This is a genomic window from Roseovarius sp. 217, assembly GCF_000152845.1.
GTDB lineage: Bacteria > Pseudomonadota > Alphaproteobacteria > Rhodobacterales > Rhodobacteraceae > Roseovarius.
In genome coordinates, this window is the sequence record NZ_CH902584.1 from 3,626,799 (window position 1) to 3,645,316 (window position 18,518).

The following is an 18,518-nucleotide window of genomic DNA, read 5'->3' on the forward strand; positions in this document are numbered from 1 at the left end:
CCTCACGAAAATGGCGGGTCTTGAGACCCGCCATTTCAAACCTCACCGCAGTGTAACAGCGCTCAGCTTGCCGCCGCAACCGCGCGGCGGGTCATCACCCCCACCAGATGCGCGCGGTAGGCCCCCGAGCCATGCATGTCCGAGATCATGCTATCGCCCGAGAGCGTCAGCCCTTCGAGAGCCTCCGGCGCGAAGTTGGCCGTGAGCGCCGACTCGGCCTCGGACCAGCGGAACACGCCGTCTTCCGAGGCACCGGTCACCGCCACGCGCACGCCGTCCGCATATTTCGCGACAAACACACCGACGAGGGCAAAGCGTGAGGCGGGTTGCTCGAACTTCTGGTAGTTGGCCTTGTCCGGCACTGGAAACCGCACTTCGGTGATGATCTCGCCATCTTCAAGCGCGGTGGTGAACATGCCCTGAAAATAGTCATCCGCCGCGATGCTGCGATTGGACGTGATCACCGTCGCCCCCGATCCCAGCACCGCCGCCGGGTAGCAGGCCGAGGGGTCGTTATTGGCGAGGCTACCGCCGATGGTGCCACGGTTGCGCACCGCCGGATCACCGATATGACCCGCCAGCGCAGCAAGCGCCGGATAGGCCCCGGCCCCTGCGGACACAGCGGCATGGGTGGTTCCCCCACCGATGCAGAGCGCGCCGTCGTCGGCGCTGCAAATCCCCTGCATCTCCTTGATCGCCGAGAGGCACACCAGCTTGGCGGGTGCCGCCAGCCGTTGCTTGAGCGTCGGGATCAGGGTCTGCCCCCCGCCCAGCGCCTGCGCCTCCTCAGACCCGAGGGCCGCGATGGCATCAGCGATGGTGGCAGGGCGTTCGATATCGAATGCATACATGATCGTTCTCCTTACCCTTGCATCGCTTGCCAGACGCGCGATGGCGACAGCGGCATATCAATATGGGTGATGGTCCGGCCCGAGCGTTGCAGCGCGTCAATCACCGCGTTGACCACCGCAGGCGGGCTGCCGATGGCCCCCGCCTCGCCACAGCCCTTCACGCCCAAGGGGTTGTGCGTGCAGGGCGTCTGAGAGGAATGATCGACCTGATAGAACGGGACATCATCGGCGCGCGGCATGGCATAATCCATGTAAGACCCGGTCTGAAGCTGACCGTTCTCATCATAGACGCAAGCCTCGAGCAGCGCCTGCCCAATCCCCTGTCCGATCCCGCCATGTACCTGCCCCGACACGATCATCGGGTTGATGATATTGCCGAAGTCATCCGCAGCGGAGAATCGCTCGATTGTGACCTTGCCGGTTTCGGGATCGACCTCGACTTCGCAGGCATAGGCCCCGGAGGGATAGGTGAAATTCGACGGATCGTAAAACGCCGTCTCCTCCAGCCCCGGCTCCAGATCGGCCAGCGGATAGTTGTGCGGCACATAGGCAGCGAGGGTCACATCGCCCCAGGCCACGGATTTATCGGTGCCCGCAACGCTGAACTTGCCATCCTTGAGTTCTATATCAGCATCCGATGCCTCCATCAGATGCGCCGCGATCTTCTTGGCCTTGTTGATGATCTTTTCGGTCGCGCGCACCATAGCCGAGCCCCCGACAGCGATAGACCGGGAGCCATAGGTGCCCATGCCCATCGGCGTGTTGGCGGTGTCACCATGCACGATCTCGATCATATTGGCGTCAATGCCGATCATCTCGGCCACCACCTGCGCGAATGAGGTCTCATGCCCCTGCCCGTGGCTGTGTGAGCCGGTCATCACGACAAGCCCCCCGGTGGCATTCACGCGCACCGTCGCACTCTCATAAAGGCCTGCGCGCGCGCCCAATTGCCCGACAAGGTTCGAGGGCGCGATGCCGCAGGCTTCGATATAGCAATTGATGCCCAGACCGCGCAGCTTGCCCTTGGCTTCGCTCGCCGTGCGTCGCGCCTCAAAGCCCTTGAAATCAGCGATCTCTTCGAGCTTGTCCATGGTGGCGTGATAATCGCCTGTGTCATATTCCACCGCCACGGGCGTGGCATAGGGGAATTCCGTGATAAAGTTCTGGCGGCGCAGCGCGATCGGATCGACCCCCAATTCCCGCGCCGCCTTGTCGATGACCCGCTCCAATTGATAGGTCGCCTCGGGGCGGCCCGCGCCGCGATAGGCATCGACCGGCACGGTGTTGGTAAACACCGCCTTGACGTTAACATAGATCAGCGGTGTGCGGTAATTGCCCGCCATCAGCGTGCCATGCAGCCAAGTCGGCACCGACGGCGCAAAGGTGCTCAGATAAGCCCCCATATTCGCATGGGTATCGGTGCGAATGGCGGTAAAGTTGTTGTCCGCATCCAGCGCCAATTCGATCTTGGTCACATGGTCCCGCCCATGCGCATCAGTCATGAAGGCCTCAGAGCGCGAACAGGTCCATTTCACCGGGCGGTTGAGTGCCTTGGCGGCAAAGGTGCAAAACGCCTCTTCCGCGTAGTGAAAGATCTTGGAGCCGAAGCCACCGCCCACATCGGGGGCCACCACGCGCAATTTGTGCTCCGGGATGCCCAGCACGAAGGCCCCCATCAAGAGGCGGATCACATGCGGGTTCTGCGAGGTGGTGTAGAGGGTATGATCGCCCGTCGAGCGGTTGAAATCGCCGACCGCCACGCGCGGTTCCATCGGATTGGCAATCAGGCGGTTGTTGATCAACTCGAGCGAGGTGACATGCGCGGCCGTCTCAAAGGCCTCGTTCACCGCCGCCTTGTTCTCTTCGACAAAGCCCCAGTCATAACACAGGTTGCTCTTGAGGTCGTCGTGCACCTTGGGCGCGCCGTCCTCGAGCGCCTTCTTCATGTCCACGACAGCAGGCAATTCCTCGATGTCGAGGACAATCGCCTCAGCGGCGTCGCGCGCCTGCGCATAAGTCTCGGCCACCACTGCGGCAATCGGATCGCCGACATGGCGCACCTTGCCACGCGCCAGAACCGGATGCCCCGGCTCCTGCATCACCTCGCCGAACCGGTCCGTCACCTGCCAGCCGCAGGGCAACCCGCCGATGCCTTCGAAATCCGCACCGGTAAAGATGCGGATCACGCCGGGCATCCCCTCGGCGGCGCTCGTGTCGACCTTGTTCAGCCGCCCATGCGCCACATCCGAGCGCAGGAAATGCACATAGGCCTGCCCGCGCAGGTTGATGTCATCGGTGTAATGGCCATTCCCGGTCAGAAACCGGATATCCTCGCGGCGCGGGGTCGCGGCCCCAATGCCTCCGTCTTTCGGCATGTCATTCTCCTCCCTGATCGAACGGGGTCACCCCCATGATCACCCGCAGCGCTTTCTTCTTGCCCGAAATATCCCGGGGGGGCGCCGCAGGCGCGGGGGCAGCGCCCCCAAATGCACCTTATTCCGCGGCGATACGGCTCACGTCCTGACCGCTCGCCGCCAAGATCGCCTTGACGATGTTGTGATAGCCGGTGCAGCGGCAAATATTCCCTTCTAGGTAATCGCGCACCTCGGTCTCTGTCGGCGTTGAGTTCTCAGCCAAGAGGGCCGCGGCCGACATCACCATGCCCGGCGTGCAAAAGCCGCATTGCAACCCATGGTGATCCTGAAACGCCTGCTGAATCGGATGCAGGGTGCCGTCGGGTTCGGCCATCGCCTCGATGGTTGTGATCTCGGCCCCCTCCGCCTCGGCCGCGAACATCGTGCAGGATTTCACTGCCTTGCCATCCACATGCACCACGCAGGCACCACATTGGCTGGTGTCACAGCCCACATGCGTGCCCGTCAGGCCAAGCGTCTCTCTCAGAAATTCGACAAGAAGCGTGCGGCCCTCGATCTGGCCCGACGCTGGCTTGCCATTCACGGTCATTTTGACCTCAGGCATTGGCTCCTCCCGGTTTGATGTGTTCGTCTCCCTCTGAGACCTTAGTAGGAAAGGCCTCGCTGTCCAGTGCGACTAAAGCATGCCTCCCGCGACTTGAGAACCCGATTTCTTTGGCCTCAGCTGCGCCCGGCCCGGCGCGGCTGTGGTCGGGTGGGAATTTCCTTGAGCAGGCCACCCACGCCCATCGCCGCAATCTCCGCCGCGCCGCAGGGCAGACCGCAGGCGACCCGCGCCAGAACCCAGTCGGCCCCATGTAGAACCGGGCTACGCGCTGATCCGGGCAGGCCAATGACAGGCCGCGCGCCCAAGCCGCCCAGAAAGAGCAGATTGCCCGGATCCACCGGCATGCCAAACCGCTCGACCTGTCCGCCCGCCGCGCGCAGCGCCTGAGGGGCGGTATCAAACGGGTCCGACGTGGCCGAAGCGGTGAGAATCAGCACAATCTCACCCTTGGCGCTGGTGATCGCCGCCGCCAGCGCCGCCTCGTCATGCGCACAGAGCACCGTTTCCACCATCTCCATGCCCAGCCCGGTGACACGCGCCGCAATCGCATCGCGCCCCTTGTCTCCCGGCCCGCCCGGGACATCGGTGATGATCAAGCTCGCCGTGCGGTACTGTGCCACCGCCAGCCGCACCGCGCCCTGCGCTGCCTCTGCCGCGCGTTCCAGCGCCGCGCGAGGCACGCCGTAGGCGATGATCTTGACCGTGGCGATCATGCCGCCTGCGTGGATCTGATGATGCTGCGCCACGGTGGCCACTGTGATCATCGGATCGACCGCATTGGCCGCATGGATGGCCGCGACATCAAGGCAGACCACACCGGGCCGCTCGGCACTCAGGTTGACGCGGCCGGTGAAGGGCGTGCTCAGGGCAAGGTCGGGGGTCGTTGCGCGCAAGGCCGTCGCCAGGGCCTCTGCCGCTGCGTTCTCGTGGACATCCTGCGCATCGAGAGCCGCCACCGTAACCGCAGCATAGCCCGCTGCGCGCAAGGCCGCGATCTGCGTGGCGTCGAGCACGACACCCTTGCGCAACCGCCCCCCGGCCACCTGTTCGGAATGCGCCAGAATGCCGCCCTCGGCCTGATCCAGCGGCACGGGGCCGAATTTCATGCGCCTTTCCTTAGCACGCGGGTCATCTCGGCCAGGATGCTCACCGCGATCTCAGACGGGCCAGCCGCGCCGATATCGAGACCGATGGGGCCATGTATGCGAGAGATGTCAGCCTCTGAGAACCCGACCTCCTGCAACCGCGCCACCCGCTTGGCATGGGTGCGGGTCGATCCCAGCGCGCCGATGTAAAACACCTCCGAGCGCAGCGCCTCGATCAGTGCCGGATCATCGAGCTTGGGGTCATGGGTCAGCAAAACCAATGCGGTGCGGGCATCCAGACCAAAGGCACGCACGCCCTCATCCGGCCAGTCGTGCAGCACAATCTCGCCTGGAAACCGCGCCTCTGACGCAAAGCTCTCACGCGGATCAATCAGCAGCGGATCATAGCCCGCAATCCGCGCCATCGGCACGAGGGCCTGCGCAATATGCACCGCCCCCACGATGATCAGGCGCAGCGGCGGGTTGTGAATGGCCACGAATGTCTCGCCATCCTCCTCAAAGCCAGAGCGGTCCATGCGGAACCGCGCGCCGTGCCCCTCGCGCTCCAATCGCTGTCCGTCCCGCCCGGTGACATAGGCCACGGGAATACGGGCATCCCGTGCCAACACCAGATCCGCCAGCAGATCCTCGGGCATCACCGACCCGATCGGCTCCACCAACACGCGGATCGTGCCGCCACAGGCGAGCCCCACGGCAAAGGCATCGCCATCCGACACGCCGTAGTGCAGCACCACCGGCTTGCCCGCCGCTATGGCCTCGAGCGCCTCGGCCACCACAGCGCCCTCGACGCAACCACCCGATACCGACCCGGCAATCTCACCCTCTCCGGAAATCGCCAGTTGGCTGCCCACCCGGCGCGGCGCACTGCCCCAGGTTTCGACCACCGTGGCCAAGGCCGCCCCCTTGCCCGCCCGATACCACGCCAGCGCGGTTTCCGGGATGTTGTCAAAGCGATCCATTTTGCTCATCTCCCCTGCATCGCCGCCATCAGCCGCGCCTTTTCGCCACTGTCGTCGCGGCGCGAGATGGCCTCGGCCAGCTCCTCCAGCGTGGCGATGGAATGGCCGGCGCGAAAGGCGTCCACATGCGGCAACATCGCTCGGATGCCTTGGGCCTTCGGCGCAAACCCTTCCCACCTAAGCAGCGGGTTGAGCCATATCAGCCGCCGCGCTGATAGATGCAGCCGCTCCATCTCATGGCTGAGCGCCTCGGGCGCATCACGGTCCAAACCGTCCGTGATCAAGAGCACCACCGCCCCCTGCCCCATCACCCGCCGTGACCAGTCGCGGTTGAAATCGTGCAGACAAGCGCCGATGCGCGTGCCGCCCTCCCAATCCTGCGCCTGTTTTCCGGCGGCGGCAAGGGCCGCATCGACATCCCGCGTCGCCAATTGCCGTGTGATGTTGGTCAACCGCGTGCCAAAGGTAAAGGCATGCACCCGCGCCCAGCCCGCGCCCTTTTGATTGGCAACGGCATGGAGAAAATGCAAAACCATCCGGCTATACTGGCTCATGGAGCCTGAGATATCGCAAAGCACTACCAGATTGGGCCAGCGCTCGCGCGGCTTTTGCAGGTGAATGCGGCGCATTTCGCCACCATGGCGCAGCGCCGCGCGCAGGGTCCGGCCCGCATCAACCCGGCGACCATTGAACGCGGCCATACCACGACGCGACGCAAAGGGTTTGACCGGCAAGGTCAGCCGCGCGAGCATGCGTTTCGCCTGTGCGACCTCTGCCGTACTCATCTGCTCAAAATCGAGGGTGCGCAGCCGTTCCTCGCCCGAGAGGGTGGCGCTGGCGTCCACGTCGATCTGCACCTCATCGCTGTCGTACTCTTCGATCTGTGGCGCGTCGCGTGTCACCCCGTCCAAGAGCGCTTCGGCTGCACGCTTTTCCGCCGCCTGCGCGCTGCGGTCCTCCTGCACGCCGCGAATGGCCGGGAGCATCATCGCCATCATATGCTCCATGTAGCGCGGATCGCGCCAATAGAGGCGAAAAATCTGCGCGAAAACAACCAGATGCTCGGGTCGCGTCACGAGGCAGGCGCGCAGCGTGTAAAAGAAATCACTCCGGCTGGAAAATCCGGCAACCGCCACGGCGCGGATCGCATCCAGCACCCGACCAGTGCCGATTGGCAACCCCGCCGCCCGCAAGGCCCGCGCGAAATGCGTGATGTTATGCGTGAGCTTGGGATCGTCCGGCAATTCGAGGGTCGGCAGCTCAGTCATGCCCATATAACTCTAGGGTTCGTTGAACATTCTGGGCATGGATATCGGCGTAGGGCGCGAACCATTCCAAAATACCGGTCACCAGATCATCCGCGATGATCTCTTGCAGCGGTGTCACGCATTTCTCTGGTGCCGCTTCTAGTCCCATAAGCCACCGAATATAGCGTTGCGTCGCGCGGATAACCTCGGGGTCATACCCACCGCGCGCCAAAATGTCCGGTGCCCCGTGATCCGGTAGCACAAACTGCGGCTCAAGCGCGGCCAACCGATCGAGATCTCGCAAATGCGCGGCGAAATCCGCAGGCTCATCCACATAGGTCACACAATCCTCGACGGTGTCACCTGCCAGCAAAATCCGCCGCTCTGGCAACCACAGCACTGTGGCATCATCGCTGTGAATATTGGCCTCGATCAGCGTGACCCTCTGGTCGCCAAATATCATGTCAAACTGCCCGGAAAAGACCTGCGTCGGCAGGATCAGCGGCTTGATCTCTGGCAGCCCATGATAGGTGCCCGATTCAATCGCATCACGCCGCTCTGCAAGATGCGCAGCCGTGCGCGCGTTTGCAATCACCTCGCAGCCGGCAAAGGCTGACGTGCCGGCAACATGATCCAGATGCCAATGGCTATAGATGACCGTGAACTCGGTAACACCCTTCTGCTCAAGATGCGCCCGTATTGCCGCGCCATGCTCGGATGAAACGCTGGTATCATACACCAGCGCCGATTGTCCTGCGACCAGCGCATAGGTGGCAATACCCAGACCGATTGCCCCTTCGTCAACCCAGTTGTCACCCTCCATGAATCGGTAACCCGGCACCCGGCCATCGTAATAGGCGTATAGTCCGGGATGCGGTTGAAGGATGCGCAAGTGCTGCGTTTTGCCCATTATTGCGACTCCAACCCCGCACGCACCTCATCCAGCAGGCGCTTGGCCTCGGAGCCCTGCAATTTTGAGATGTCATCCTGATATTTCAGGATTGCCCCCAGCGTATCCGCAATCACCTCGGGGCTGAGCGCTATCACATCAAGCGCCAGCAGGCATTTGGCCCAATCAATGGTCTCCGCCACCCCCGGTTTCTTGAAGAGATCCTCGGTGCGCAACCGCTGCACAAAGGCCACGATCTCGCGGCTGAGCACCTCTGCGGCCTCAGGCGCGCGGGCGTGCAGAATCTCGATCTCCCGGTCAAACGTCGGGTAATCCACCCAATGATAGAGGCACCGCCGCTTCAATGCGTCATGCACCTCGCGGGTGCGGTTGGAGGTGAGGATGACAATCGGCGGCTCGGGTGCGTGGATCGTGCCCAATTCTGGAATCGTCACCTGAAAATCGCTGAGCGCCTCCAGGAGAAACGCCTCGAACGGCTCGTCGGTGCGGTCGATCTCGTCAATGAGGAGGACCGGCGCGCCACCCGGTTGCGGGCGCATCGCCTGCAAAAGCGGACGCTCTATGAGGAACTCTTGGGTGAACAGTTCGTCCTTGAGATGGCCCCGGTCCACGCCCCCCGACGCCTCGGCGGCGCGGATGGCGATCATCTGCCCGGTGAAATTCCACTCATAGACCGCGCTCGCCGCATCCAGCCCCTCGTAGCATTGCAACCGGATCAATCGCCGCCCCAGCGCCTTGGCCAAGGCCTTGGCGATCTCGGTCTTGCCCGTCCCGGCTTCGCCCTCGAGAAAGAGCGGTCGACCAAGCGTCAAGGCCAGATAGGTCACGGTGCCAAGCGCCCGCCCGCAGACATAATCCTGCCCGGCCAACAGGCTTTGCACCGCGTCGATGGATGTGGGGGTCTGCACGCTCTTGCCTCCGGTTGTCTCTGCTTGCACCAGAACTGCATCGCAACCCTCGGCGGGTCAAGGGCGGCCCGCTCACACAAACGTGGGAGCCTCCCCCGGAAAGCCCTTGGTTTCTCCAAAGTTTTGCCTGATTTCAGGAACAGTCTATATACCAACAGGACCGCAGTCGAACGGTTCCGACACGACCGAGGGCACGAGTGATCATGCAGGACAACGCCGATATTTTTGATGCCGATCTCTCTGGTCTTGGCTGGGCAGAGTGGTGCGAACGTGCCAACGACCTCGCTGGCGACGACGGCTATGCCGAGCGGTTGGGTGACAAACATGTCGCAGTCCTGATCGAGCGCAAGCCGACATTGCTGGTGACGTTCGAATGCTTTTCCCGACTGCCGGACCTGTCACCTCAATCCCAACCGCTGGGCTGGTCGATGACCAAAGCGCTTGGCTGGTCGCATCTCTGCCTGATCAGCGCACAGGATACATGGTTTCGCGACAGCCGGGTCTATGGCTATTTCGACCGGTTGATCGACGACGGATTCTTTGACGAGTTCGAGCAGGTGATCTTTTACGGAGCCGGCCCCTGTGGCTATGCGGCGGCGGCGTTTTCGGTGGCCGCCCCCGGTGCCAAGGTGGTGATGCTCAGCCCGCAGGCGACGCTCGATCCACGCGTGGCCGAATGGGACGACAGGTTCCTGCGGATGCGCCGGGCCTCGTTCAGCGACCGCTACGGCTATGCGCCCGACATGCTGGATGCCGCCGCCTCGGCGGTGCTGCTCTATGATCCCGAGATCGAGCTTGATGCGATGCATGCGGCGCTTTTTACCCGCCCCAACGTGATGAAATTCCGCACTCGCTATCTGGGGTATCAGATCGAGCCGGCCTTGTTGCGGATGGGGGTGATCTTTCGTCTGCTGGCGCAGGTCAGCGCCGATAAGCTGACACGCCTCAGCCTCGCGCAACTCTATCGCAAGCGGCGCGAGGATACGCCCTATCTCGTGAGTGTTCTGCAACGGCTGATGGCTGAGGAGCGACCGCACCTGACAATCCTGCACTGTCAAAACGCCATTGCGCGCGGCGTCGGTGGCCCACGGTTTCGCAAGGCATTGAAGCTCATGCAAACGCGGATGCAGGAAGAATAGGACGGGCCCGCGCCGACTCTCTGGTCTTGGGCGGTCCGATTGTGTATGCGCGAGCGCATGACCCAGACCCTGACCCTCCGCCGCCCCGACGATTGGCACCTGCATCTGCGCGATGGCGCGATGCTGCGCGCCGTCCTGCCTGAAACCACGCGCCATTTCGCCCGCGCCATCGTGATGCCCAATCTGGTGCCGCCGGTGGTCACCGGACAGGATGCCGCCGCCTACCGCGCACGGATCATGGCCGCGATGCCCGAGGGCACGGATTTCACCCCGCTGATGACGCTCTATTTGACCGAAGAGACCGATCCAGAGGATGTGGCGGCCGCCCATGCCGCGGGGCTTATCTCGGCGGTCAAGCTCTATCCCGCCGGGGCCACCACCAATTCCGCGAGCGGTGTGCGCGATTTCGACAAGGTGCGCGGCGTGCTGGAAAAGATGGCCGACATCGGCCTGCCGCTCTGCGTGCATGGCGAGGTGACGGACCCGAGCGTTGACATCTTCGACCGCGAGGCGGTCTTTATCGACCGCGTGCTCGATCCCGTGCGCCGCGCCACCCCCGGTTTGCGCGTGGTGATGGAACATATCACGACCGCCAATGGCGTCGACTATGTGCGCGCCCATGATCAAGACCTTGGGGCCACGATCACCACGCATCACCTCGTGATCAACCGCAACCATCTCCTCGTGGGCGGGATCAAGCCGCATTATTACTGCTTGCCCGTGGCCAAGCGCGAGGAGCACCGCCTCGCTCTGCGCGCCGCCGCCACCTCTGGCGATGCGCGGTTTTTCCTCGGCACCGACAGCGCGCCGCATATCGATCCGCTCAAGGAAAGCGCCTGTGGCTGCGCGGGGTGTTTCACCGCGACCAATACGATGTCCATCCTTGCGCATGTGTTCGAGGACGAGGGCGCGCTTGGGCGGCTCGAGGGCTTTACCTCGCTCAACGGCCCTGCCTTCTACCGCCTGCCCGCCAATGAGGCCACGCTGACCCTGACCAAGGGCGATGCGGTCACCTACCCCGAAAAGATCGACACCGGCGACGGCCCCGTCACCGTCTTTGACCCCGGCTTCGCGCTCCATTGGCGCGTGACCTGAGTTTCATCGTTCCCTCAATACTCCCGCCGGAGGCCCCAAAACTCTTCGGCGCACGGCTCAACCCAAGGACCACGCCATGATCCCCGCCACCTACCCGCCCAAGGACGAAATCGCCCGCCTCACCGCCCGGATGCTGCTGGAAATCGGCGCGGTGCATTTCAACGCGGCCGAGCCCTTTACGCTGGCCTCCGGCCTGCCCTCGCCCACCTATATCGACTGCCGCAAGCTCATCAGCTACCCGCGCATCCGCGCGACGCTGATGGATTTTCTCACCATCACCGTGATGCGTGAGGCCGGGTTCGAGGCGTTCGACAATATCGCGGGCGGCGAGACGGCGGGCATTCCCTTTGCCGCCCTTGTGGCCGAGCGTATGGCCCTGCCGATGACCTATGTGCGCAAGAAACCCAAGGGCTACGGGCGCAACGCCCGTATCGAAGGCGCCATGACCGAGGGGCAGCGCGTCCTTTTGGTCGAGGATCTGACCACCGATGGCGGCTCAAAGCTGAGCTTCGTGGATGCCGTCCGCGAAACGGGGGCCACCTGCGGCCACACAGCAGTGATCTTTTACTACGGCATCTTCCCCGAGACCGAGAAAACCCTTGGCGATCACGGTATCGCGCTGCATCACCTCTGCACCTGGTGGGATGTTCTGGCCGAGGCGCGCGCGCAGGCCATTTTCGATGCCGCAACCCTGAACGCGGTCGAGGATTTCCTGCGCGATCCGCGTAAGTGGCAGGCGGCACACAAGAAATAAACTTGTCCTCAGGGGGTGGGGATAACCCATCTCTCGAATCGCAAAGCGCGTCCAGATGTGGTAGGCTAAAGCGATGAGGCCACAGGATAGGGGCGCTTCGTTTGCGGCGCGCCCCTATCCACCGGCTTATCCCGCCAAATGTCCACAGACTTATACAAGTGGCGAGCGTCGCGGGATTGGCCTAGAACACGCGAACCAAGACGACCGAAACGATAGCAATAAAAAACCGATAGACGGGGACCGCAGGCATGAATGAAATCAGCGCTTTCAATCCGACCGGAGCAGAGATTCAATCCGCCGATAGCGTGCCGCATTCCATCGAGGCCGAACAGCAACTCCTCGGCGCGATTCTGACCAATAATGACGTCTATGATCGCATCGCCGCCATCATCGGGCCACAGCATTTCTACGATCCGGTGCATGCCCGTATCTTTGAGACCGCCGCCGCCCGCATTGCCAAAAACAACCTCGCCTCGCCCGTGACCCTGCGCGCATTCCTGGAGAATGATGAGGGATTGAAAGAGCTTGGCGGTCCCGCCTATCTCGCCAAACTGGCAGGCGCTGCGATTTCGACCTTTGCGGTGCGCGACTATGCGCAGATGATCTATGACCTCGCGATCCGCCGCGCCCTGATTGCCCTTGGCCATGATATCGCGGGCAAGGCCGCCCGCGTCAACGTGGATAGCGAGCCCAAGGATCAGATCGTCGAGGCCGAGCAAAAGCTCTATCAATTGGCCGAGCAGGGCCAGTCTGAGAGCGGATTTCAAAGTTTTCTCAAGGCGGTAACTGACGCTGTTAATGTGGCCAATGCCGCCTATCAGCGCGAAGGCGGGCTGGCGGGCATCTCGACCGGGCTGGTCGATCTCGATGGCAAACTGGGCGGGCTGCACAAATCCGACCTTCTGATCCTCGCCGGTCGCCCGTCGATGGGCAAGACCTCGCTGGCCACCAATATTGCCTTCAACGTGGCCAAGGCCTATCGCCGCGGCACCCTGCCCGATGGCACCGAAGGTGCGGTGGATGGGGGCGTCGTGGGCTTTTTCTCGCTCGAGATGAGCGCCGAACAATTGGCAGGCCGGGTGCTGGCCGAAGCCTCGGAAATCTCGTCGCATAAAATTCGTCAGGGCGATATGGACGAAAGCGAATTCCGCCGCTTTGTCGAGGCTGCCAAGACGCTCGAATCCTGCCCGCTTTATATCGACGACACCGCCGCCATCCCGATTTCGCAGCTTGCGGCCCGCGCGCGGCGGCTCAAGCGGACCCATGGTCTTGACCTGCTGATCGTCGACTACCTGCAACTGGTGCGCGGCTCGTCCGACAACCGTGTGCAGGAGATTGGCGAAATTTCGATGGGACTCAAGGCGATAGCCAAGGAACTTAATATCCCCGTGGTCGCGCTCTCGCAGCTCTCGCGTCAGGTCGAGAACCGCGAGGACAAGCGGCCGCAATTGTCGGACCTGCGCGAATCCGGTTCTATCGAACAGGACGCAGATGTGGTGATGTTCGTGTTCCGCGAGGAGTATTACAAGGAACGCGAAAAGCCGGGCGATCACGAAATGGACAAGATGGCCGAATGGCAAGAGGCGATGTCGCGCTTGCATGGCAAGGCGGACGTCATCATCGGCAAACAGCGTCACGGCCCGATTGGCACGGTCGAGTTGAGCTTTGAGGCTCAGTTCACCCGGTTCGGCAATCTGGTGAAATCCTGGCAACAGGGCGGCAACGCCGACTATTAATCCGCCCGTTGACGGGGGCGCTGCCCCCGGCCCCCCGAGGTATTTCGGGCCAGATGACACCCAATCCAGAAGCAAGCCAAGTCGCACCATGCCCCGCTATGCCCTCAAGATCGAATATGACGGCGCGCCCTTTGCCGGCTGGCAGAGGCAGGTTGACCACCCGTCGGTTCAAGGCGCAATCGAGGCGGCGCTCGGACGCATTGAACCGGGCCCACACACCATCGCCGCCGCCGGGCGCACGGATGCCGGGGTGCATGCGCTGGCGCAGGTCGCGCATTGCGATCTGCCGCGGGATTGGGGGACGTTTCGCCTGTCAGAGGCCCTCAATTACCACCTCAAGCCGCTGCCCGTCGCAATCACTGGCTGTGCGCGTGTCCCCGAGGACTGGCACGCGCGATTCTCCGCAACCGAGCGGCAGTATCTCTTTCGCATCCTGTCACGCCGGGCGCCGGTCACACTCGATCAGGGGCGCGTCTGGCATGTGCGCCCCATGCTGGACATCGACGCGATGCGGGCGGGCGCGGCGCATCTCATCGGCACGCATGATTTCACCACCTTCCGCTCGACCATCTGTCAGGCGGCCAGCCCGATCAAGACATTGGACTCGATAGAGATTTCAGAACATTCCACGCCCACCGGAACGGAGATCCATTTCCAATTGCGGGCGCGGTCCTTTTTGCACAACCAGGTCCGCAGCATCGTTGGAACGCTCGAACGCGTGGGAGCGGGATCGTGGCATCCCGATCAGGTGCGCGGCGCGCTTGACGCCCGCGACCGCGCCGCCTGCGGTCCGGTTTGCCCGCCCTATGGGCTCTATCTTGCGCATGTTGTCTACGAAAGGGAGCCCTTCGAGACGGATTAATCCCCGCGCAACGGTCCCGTGACGCACCCGTGACGCGGTTGACGGAGCGGTGGGCGCCTGCGCATCCCGTCGGAACGAAAAGAGGAATCAGAACAGGTGGCTGGACAGGGGGAGCGTGGTTGCGCACCGTTTTCCGAACGGTTATCAGACTGATATGGCCCCGTAGCTCAACTGGATAGAGCACGGACCTTCTAAGTCTGGGGTTGGGGGTTCAAGTCCTCCCGGGGTCGCCATGTCTGCATCGCATTCTCTCTGCGATGTTCGCTGTCTCAGGCGATCATTTCGATTCGGGTGCCCGGAAACTTTTCGACCGCCACAATCGCATGCTCTCGCCGCATGAGCGCAATCGCGGTGGAAAGCCCGTCGGCCACGGCCGCAGAGGGGGACGAGACGCTGACGATCTTGTGGCGGGGACGATGGCCATTCGGGCAGACGATATACACGCCGTCATCCGATTTTTTAACGCCCATCGGTTTCGTGGTGGCGAGCGCCCGGTTGCAGAGCGCAACATGATGATCGTACTCACCATTAGCAGAGTTAATCCTCGCCTTCCAAGTATTCCCAATTGGGTTCCGCCCAATCGCCTGCAACTCCCCAATGTCAATGAGCACATCGGTCAAACCCTCGGCGCGCAGAAACGCGGCGATCCGGTCTGTCACATACCCCCGTGCGATTCCGTTGAGGGTTAGCGCCATGCCGGCGCGCTCAAAGGATATTTCACGCGCATCAATTTTGACCTTGTCCCAACCAATGAGCCCGAAGACCCGTGCCCGTGCGCGCGCCATCATACCAGCCTGCAAAAGCGGCTGCACCGTGGGGTCGAACGCGCCACCTGTGGCCTTGTTCAGACGATCCGACAGGTCGATCACGTTAAAGAACTCGGGCGGTGGGGCCACAAGGCGCCCGGTCTGGTTGAGCTGAACCAAAGTGCTGTCGGGGCGAAAGAGGCTGAACAAGCGATCAAGCCGATCCAATTCGGCCTCAAACGCCGCAAAGATAGGCTGTGCGGCCTCGGGATTCAGTCCTGCCAAAACCAAGCTGGCGGGCGCACCCATTGCCCGACCTTGCCAGCGGGCACTTTGGGACGCCAAGGCAAACGAGGGTGCCGCGATGGCTGTGGCAGCGATGGTCAGAAAGCGGCGGCGGGTCAAATTCATTTATAAAACTCCGGGGCTTGACTATGAGAGCCATGCCGGAGGTACTCAAAGAGGATGGATAAAAAGGGGACTAAAGAACCTCTGAGAATCACACCGAACAAGTGGCCTTAACCACAACCTATGGGCTAGGACAGCGGGGCTTTTTGATCCAAATCAAAGTTTCCGGGGATTGCATAAAAAGATTACTCGAATTGGCTCTTTTACACCCAATGCGAAATCGGTGGTCGCCTCAGAGGGGCCGCCACCGTTGAGAGAGGCGCACAAGGCCGATGCCGCAGGCAGCCCCGAGACCGTCAGCGAAAAGGTCCGCCCATTCGGCACCACGCCCCACATAGGGCTGCACAATCTCGATCAGGCCGCCATAGGTCAGCGCCGCGAGCCAGATCAATCGCCAATGCTTGGGATGACGCGCGGCCATGGGGAGCACAAGCAGGCCAAAGGCCAGCACATGCGCCGCCTTGTCGAGCCCCATAGGGGGCGCAACGCCCGTCGAAGAGGGCATCAGTGTCGTTATGCCAATCGCGAGCGCCAGCAGAAAGGTGAGAACTTGGGCCATCCCTGCCCTTACCCTCCGCACGGGCCCGCTTCAACCCAAAGGCTCAGAAGTCGAAGAGGTCTTCCAGAAATCCGCCACGCTTTTTCCGCCGGGGTTGCCCATGGTCCGAATGGCGCCGGTCCGAATACCCACGGCCTCCATGATCCGGAGCGGCCTGCGGTGCCGTTGCTGTGCCCGCTGCGCGGTCGATGATCTTGTCCAACTCACCCCGGTCGAGCCAGACACCCCGGCATTGCGGGCAATAGTCGATCTCGACCCCGGTGCGTTCCGCGAGAATCAGTTGCGTGCCGTCTATCGGACATTGCATGGGCGCTCTCCTTATTTAGTGCGTCAGAGGGCATGTGGGCATGCCCTGCCCTCTGTGCAACCCAGAGCGCCCAAGGACCGGCTCAGCGGATCACATGCACCGCGCAATTGGCATGGCGCACGACCTTGGCCGCGGTGGACCCGAGCAAAAGATCCTGCATACCGGGGCGGTGGCTCGCAATCACGATACAATCCGGCGTGTACCGCTCGGCCCAGTCGAGGATGGTGCGACCCGAATGCCCCTCGACCACATGACAGGAGCCATTTGGCAAAGTGGCGGCAATATCGGCCAATTCCGCTTCGATTGCCTTGCGCGCCTCGTTGACATAGCCCTGTGGCAGGTAGGATATCGCATAGCCCGGCACCTGCTCGATCACATGCAAAAGGCTGATATGTCCGGTCTCCTCGGCCAAGAGCCGTGCCACCCGAAGGGCCGCCTCCGAATCACGTTCCTGATCGAACGACACCGGAACCAAGATGTGAGAATACATGGCGTTTCCTTTCCTTTTGACTGATCCGATTATGGGACGGTGACGACACAAGCACCATGATCCAGATCAGGACCGGATCAGTTCTGCATGTCTCGCACTTGCGCCGCGATTTGCGCCGCCCATTCGCCAATGATTGGCAGAAACTCGATCTGGCTCAACATCCAGATCATCACCGAAATCAGCACAGTCGCCCCAAGCACGGTGCCCAACCCCGCGGCCAGCCCCCGCGCCAGATTGAAGGCCAGCATGCGCGGGAATGAATTGTGCACCCGGATGAATCGATGCGCATTCAGGGTCTGCAACTCGCGGCGCAGCGCCGCCACTTCGCGCATCAGGTCGTCGGATGGTCCGGTGTCCTCACTCATCCGAAGGTCGCCACCACGTCATACATCACCGGCTCAAAGCTCTTGCAGAGTTCGTTGATCTCGCGGTTGCGGGCGCGCATGTCGTCACTTCGCAGCATCGCCTGAAAATCCGCCCGCGCGCGCCATTGCGAGTAATTGGCGATCCGGGTCTGCGCATCGTTCACATGCAGCCCGGCCGAGATGAAGCCCGGTTGATGCGAGATGAAATCGCGGTACGCGGCAGTCAGGAGATCCATGAGATCCTGACAGGTACCGGGCGTCACCTCGAATGTCGTGATCACGGTCTGATGGTCGGTGACGGTACTGATCTGGGGCATGGCGGACCTCCTTTGCAAGGCGAGCGTAACACGCGGTTCCCGAACGGTAAATTCCCCGCCGATCTTAACCCGCGCTTTACCCTTTTTAACGAGGGTTAACGCAGAGGTAGCCATGCTGAGATGTCTTACCCTTGCACTCATGCTGCTGCCTTGGCTGATCACCACGGCAGAGGCGGGTGCCTGGCCGCGTGACAAGGGCCAAACCTTTCTGGCAACATCCGGACAGATGGAGGGGCCGGATGAATTCGGTCTCTACCGACAGAGTTTCACACTCTACGCTGAGTACGGCCTGACCGAACGGGTGACGCTGGGGCTGGATCTTGGGGGCGACACCCTGCGCATGACCAAGAGCATTGCCTTTGCCCGCTGGCCGATTGGCCGGGCAGGACGCAAGGTCAGACTGGCATTTGAGATTGGCCTGGGTGAAGTGGACGAGACTGCGGCGCTGCGCCCCGGTCTGTCATTGGGGCGTGGCCTCACTCTCTGGGGGCGTCATGGCTGGGCGGCATTTGACGGGCGCGCCGTGGTCTTTGGTGACAGCCGGATGACGCTGGAAAGCGACATCACCTTTGGCCTCAATACCACCCAACGCAGCAAGGCGATCCTGCAACTCCAGACCGGGCGCCCGTCCTTTGGTCGCGCCTACAGCCGATTTGTCCCGTCATTTGTCTACGAAACCAAACCCGGCGCGCATCTCGAATTCGGCGTGATCTTACCGTTCTCGGGGGGCGGGGAGCGTGGTGTGAAACTGGGTCTCTGGCGACAGTTCTGACGCGT

At 62.4% G+C, this 18,518-nt stretch carries 20 protein-coding genes and 1 tRNA gene; 7 read left to right on the plus strand and 14 right to left on the minus strand.

Features of this window, described 5'->3' with window-relative positions:
* Positions 1-62: 62 nt before the first annotated feature.
* The 8 genes from ROS217_RS17380 to ROS217_RS17415 all read right to left on the minus strand — a co-directional run bounded on the left by ROS217_RS17380 (position 63) and on the right by ROS217_RS17415 (position 8,963).
* Positions 63-851, minus strand: a complete 789-nt coding sequence (locus ROS217_RS17380) for an FAD binding domain-containing protein (protein WP_009819107.1) — start codon at positions 849-851, stop codon at positions 63-65.
* A gap of 11 nt (positions 852-862) precedes the next feature.
* Positions 863-3,226: a xanthine dehydrogenase family protein molybdopterin-binding subunit gene (locus tag ROS217_RS17385; RefSeq protein ID WP_009819108.1), complete on the minus strand. Its 2,364-nt coding sequence runs from the start codon at positions 3,224-3,226 to the stop codon at positions 863-865.
* A gap of 118 nt (positions 3,227-3,344) precedes the next feature.
* Positions 3,345-3,830, minus strand: a complete 486-nt coding sequence (locus ROS217_RS17390) for a (2Fe-2S)-binding protein (protein ID WP_009819109.1) — start codon at positions 3,828-3,830, stop codon at positions 3,345-3,347.
* A gap of 116 nt (positions 3,831-3,946) precedes the next feature.
* On the minus strand, positions 3,947-4,939 hold the full coding sequence (locus ROS217_RS17395) for a molybdopterin-binding protein (RefSeq protein ID WP_009819110.1): 993 nt from the start codon (positions 4,937-4,939) through the stop codon (positions 3,947-3,949).
* The gene (locus ROS217_RS17400; protein WP_254656452.1) at positions 4,936-5,898 is read right to left on the minus strand and encodes an XdhC family protein; all 963 of its coding nucleotides are present in this window, start codon (positions 5,896-5,898) and stop codon (positions 4,936-4,938) included. The genes ROS217_RS17395 and ROS217_RS17400 overlap by 4 nt, the downstream gene beginning before the upstream one ends.
* A 5-nt stretch (positions 5,899-5,903) precedes the next feature.
* Positions 5,904-7,166 carry a vWA domain-containing protein gene (locus tag ROS217_RS17405; RefSeq protein ID WP_040651663.1) on the minus strand — a complete coding sequence of 421 codons (1,263 nt, stop codon included), beginning with the start codon at positions 7,164-7,166 and terminating at the stop codon, positions 5,904-5,906.
* Positions 7,159-8,055: an MBL fold metallo-hydrolase gene (locus ROS217_RS17410; RefSeq protein WP_009819113.1), complete on the minus strand. Its 897-nt coding sequence runs from the start codon at positions 8,053-8,055 to the stop codon at positions 7,159-7,161. Before ROS217_RS17410 ends, ROS217_RS17405 begins: the two co-directional genes overlap by 8 nt.
* Complete coding sequence (locus tag ROS217_RS17415; protein WP_040651665.1) at positions 8,055-8,963, minus strand: AAA family ATPase; 909 nt, start codon at positions 8,961-8,963, stop codon at positions 8,055-8,057. Before ROS217_RS17415 ends, ROS217_RS17410 begins: the two co-directional genes overlap by 1 nt.
* A 203-nt stretch (positions 8,964-9,166) precedes the next feature.
* Between ROS217_RS17415 and ROS217_RS17420 the strand changes: the two genes are divergently transcribed.
* From ROS217_RS17420 to ROS217_RS17445, 6 genes are all read left to right on the plus strand, one after another.
* Positions 9,167-10,102, plus strand: a complete 936-nt coding sequence (locus tag ROS217_RS17420; protein WP_083781560.1) for a phosphoadenosine phosphosulfate reductase — start codon at positions 9,167-9,169, stop codon at positions 10,100-10,102.
* A gap of 57 nt (positions 10,103-10,159) precedes the next feature.
* The gene (pyrC, locus tag ROS217_RS17425; RefSeq protein WP_040651670.1) at positions 10,160-11,197 is read left to right on the plus strand and encodes a dihydroorotase; all 1,038 of its coding nucleotides are present in this window, start codon (positions 10,160-10,162) and stop codon (positions 11,195-11,197) included.
* A gap of 76 nt (positions 11,198-11,273) precedes the next feature.
* Positions 11,274-11,951, plus strand: coding sequence for an orotate phosphoribosyltransferase (locus ROS217_RS17430; protein WP_009819117.1), 678 nt, complete (start codon positions 11,274-11,276; stop codon positions 11,949-11,951).
* A gap of 248 nt (positions 11,952-12,199) precedes the next feature.
* Positions 12,200-13,687 (plus strand): replicative DNA helicase, encoded by a 1,488-nt coding sequence (locus ROS217_RS17435; protein WP_009819118.1) that lies wholly within the window; start codon positions 12,200-12,202, stop codon positions 13,685-13,687.
* An 88-nt stretch (positions 13,688-13,775) separates the two neighbouring features.
* Positions 13,776-14,549, plus strand: coding sequence for a tRNA pseudouridine(38-40) synthase TruA (truA, locus tag ROS217_RS17440; RefSeq protein WP_009819119.1), 774 nt, complete (start codon positions 13,776-13,778; stop codon positions 14,547-14,549).
* Positions 14,550-14,705: 156 nt separating this feature from the next.
* Positions 14,706-14,782 (plus strand) — tRNA-Arg (locus ROS217_RS17445).
* Positions 14,783-14,818: 36 nt separating this feature from the next.
* Here ROS217_RS17445 and ROS217_RS17450 read toward each other — a convergent pair.
* The 6 genes from ROS217_RS17450 to ROS217_RS17475 form a co-directional block, all read right to left on the minus strand.
* The gene (locus ROS217_RS17450) at positions 14,819-15,706 is read right to left on the minus strand and encodes an FAD:protein FMN transferase (protein ID WP_009819120.1); all 888 of its coding nucleotides are present in this window, start codon (positions 15,704-15,706) and stop codon (positions 14,819-14,821) included.
* A 229-nt stretch (positions 15,707-15,935) separates the two neighbouring features.
* A complete protein-coding gene (locus tag ROS217_RS17455; protein WP_009819121.1) occupies positions 15,936-16,262 on the minus strand; it encodes a VanZ family protein in 327 nt (108 codons plus the stop codon).
* 43 nt (positions 16,263-16,305) lie between these two features.
* A complete protein-coding gene (locus tag ROS217_RS17460) occupies positions 16,306-16,569 on the minus strand; it encodes a TFIIB-type zinc ribbon-containing protein (RefSeq protein WP_009819122.1) in 264 nt (87 codons plus the stop codon).
* A gap of 82 nt (positions 16,570-16,651) precedes the next feature.
* Complete coding sequence (locus ROS217_RS17465) at positions 16,652-17,059, minus strand: universal stress protein (RefSeq protein ID WP_009819123.1); 408 nt, start codon at positions 17,057-17,059, stop codon at positions 16,652-16,654.
* A 77-nt stretch (positions 17,060-17,136) separates the two neighbouring features.
* On the minus strand, positions 17,137-17,424 hold the full coding sequence (locus tag ROS217_RS17470) for a DUF5665 domain-containing protein (RefSeq protein WP_009819124.1): 288 nt from the start codon (positions 17,422-17,424) through the stop codon (positions 17,137-17,139).
* Positions 17,421-17,741 (minus strand): antibiotic biosynthesis monooxygenase family protein, encoded by a 321-nt coding sequence (locus ROS217_RS17475; protein ID WP_009819125.1) that lies wholly within the window; start codon positions 17,739-17,741, stop codon positions 17,421-17,423. The genes ROS217_RS17470 and ROS217_RS17475 overlap by 4 nt, the downstream gene beginning before the upstream one ends.
* 112 nt (positions 17,742-17,853) lie before the next feature.
* Here ROS217_RS17475 and ROS217_RS17480 point away from each other — a divergent pair, with 112 nt between their 5' ends.
* On the plus strand, positions 17,854-18,513 hold the full coding sequence (locus ROS217_RS17480; RefSeq protein WP_009819126.1) for a hypothetical protein: 660 nt from the start codon (positions 17,854-17,856) through the stop codon (positions 18,511-18,513).
* Positions 18,514-18,518 lie beyond the last annotated feature (5 nt).

Excerpts from the sequence above, each read along its gene's own strand:
- ROS217_RS17410 (WP_009819113.1), bottom strand. The coding sequence starts at position 8,055 with ATGGGCAAAACGCAGCACTTGCGCATCCTTCAACCGCATCCCGGACTA.
- ROS217_RS17435 (WP_009819118.1), top strand. The coding sequence starts at position 12,200 with ATGAATGAAATCAGCGCTTTCAATCCGACCGGAGCAGAGATTCAATCC.
- ROS217_RS17475 (WP_009819125.1), bottom strand. The coding sequence starts at position 17,741 with ATGCCCCAGATCAGTACCGTCACCGACCATCAGACCGTGATCACGACA.
- ROS217_RS17420 (WP_083781560.1), top strand. The coding sequence starts at position 9,167 with ATGCAGGACAACGCCGATATTTTTGATGCCGATCTCTCTGGTCTTGGC.
- truA (WP_009819119.1), top strand. The coding sequence starts at position 13,776 with ATGCCCCGCTATGCCCTCAAGATCGAATATGACGGCGCGCCCTTTGCC.
- ROS217_RS17480 (WP_009819126.1), top strand. The coding sequence starts at position 17,854 with ATGCTGAGATGTCTTACCCTTGCACTCATGCTGCTGCCTTGGCTGATC.
- ROS217_RS17385 (WP_009819108.1), bottom strand. The coding sequence starts at position 3,226 with ATGCCGAAAGACGGAGGCATTGGGGCCGCGACCCCGCGCCGCGAGGAT.
- ROS217_RS17405 (WP_040651663.1), bottom strand. The coding sequence starts at position 7,166 with ATGACTGAGCTGCCGACCCTCGAATTGCCGGACGATCCCAAGCTCACG.
- ROS217_RS17395 (WP_009819110.1), bottom strand. The coding sequence starts at position 4,939 with ATGAAATTCGGCCCCGTGCCGCTGGATCAGGCCGAGGGCGGCATTCTG.
- ROS217_RS17380 (WP_009819107.1), bottom strand. The coding sequence starts at position 851 with ATGTATGCATTCGATATCGAACGCCCTGCCACCATCGCTGATGCCATC.
- ROS217_RS17430 (WP_009819117.1), top strand. The coding sequence starts at position 11,274 with ATGATCCCCGCCACCTACCCGCCCAAGGACGAAATCGCCCGCCTCACC.
- ROS217_RS17450 (WP_009819120.1), bottom strand. The coding sequence starts at position 15,706 with ATGAATTTGACCCGCCGCCGCTTTCTGACCATCGCTGCCACAGCCATC.
- ROS217_RS17455 (WP_009819121.1), bottom strand. The coding sequence starts at position 16,262 with ATGGCCCAAGTTCTCACCTTTCTGCTGGCGCTCGCGATTGGCATAACG.
- ROS217_RS17465 (WP_009819123.1), bottom strand. The coding sequence starts at position 17,059 with ATGTATTCTCACATCTTGGTTCCGGTGTCGTTCGATCAGGAACGTGAT.
- ROS217_RS17400 (WP_254656452.1), bottom strand. The coding sequence starts at position 5,898 with ATGGATCGCTTTGACAACATCCCGGAAACCGCGCTGGCGTGGTATCGG.
- ROS217_RS17460 (WP_009819122.1), bottom strand. The coding sequence starts at position 16,569 with ATGCAATGTCCGATAGACGGCACGCAACTGATTCTCGCGGAACGCACC.
- ROS217_RS17470 (WP_009819124.1), bottom strand. The coding sequence starts at position 17,424 with ATGAGTGAGGACACCGGACCATCCGACGACCTGATGCGCGAAGTGGCG.
- pyrC (WP_040651670.1), top strand. The coding sequence starts at position 10,160 with ATGACCCAGACCCTGACCCTCCGCCGCCCCGACGATTGGCACCTGCAT.
- ROS217_RS17390 (WP_009819109.1), bottom strand. The coding sequence starts at position 3,830 with ATGCCTGAGGTCAAAATGACCGTGAATGGCAAGCCAGCGTCGGGCCAG.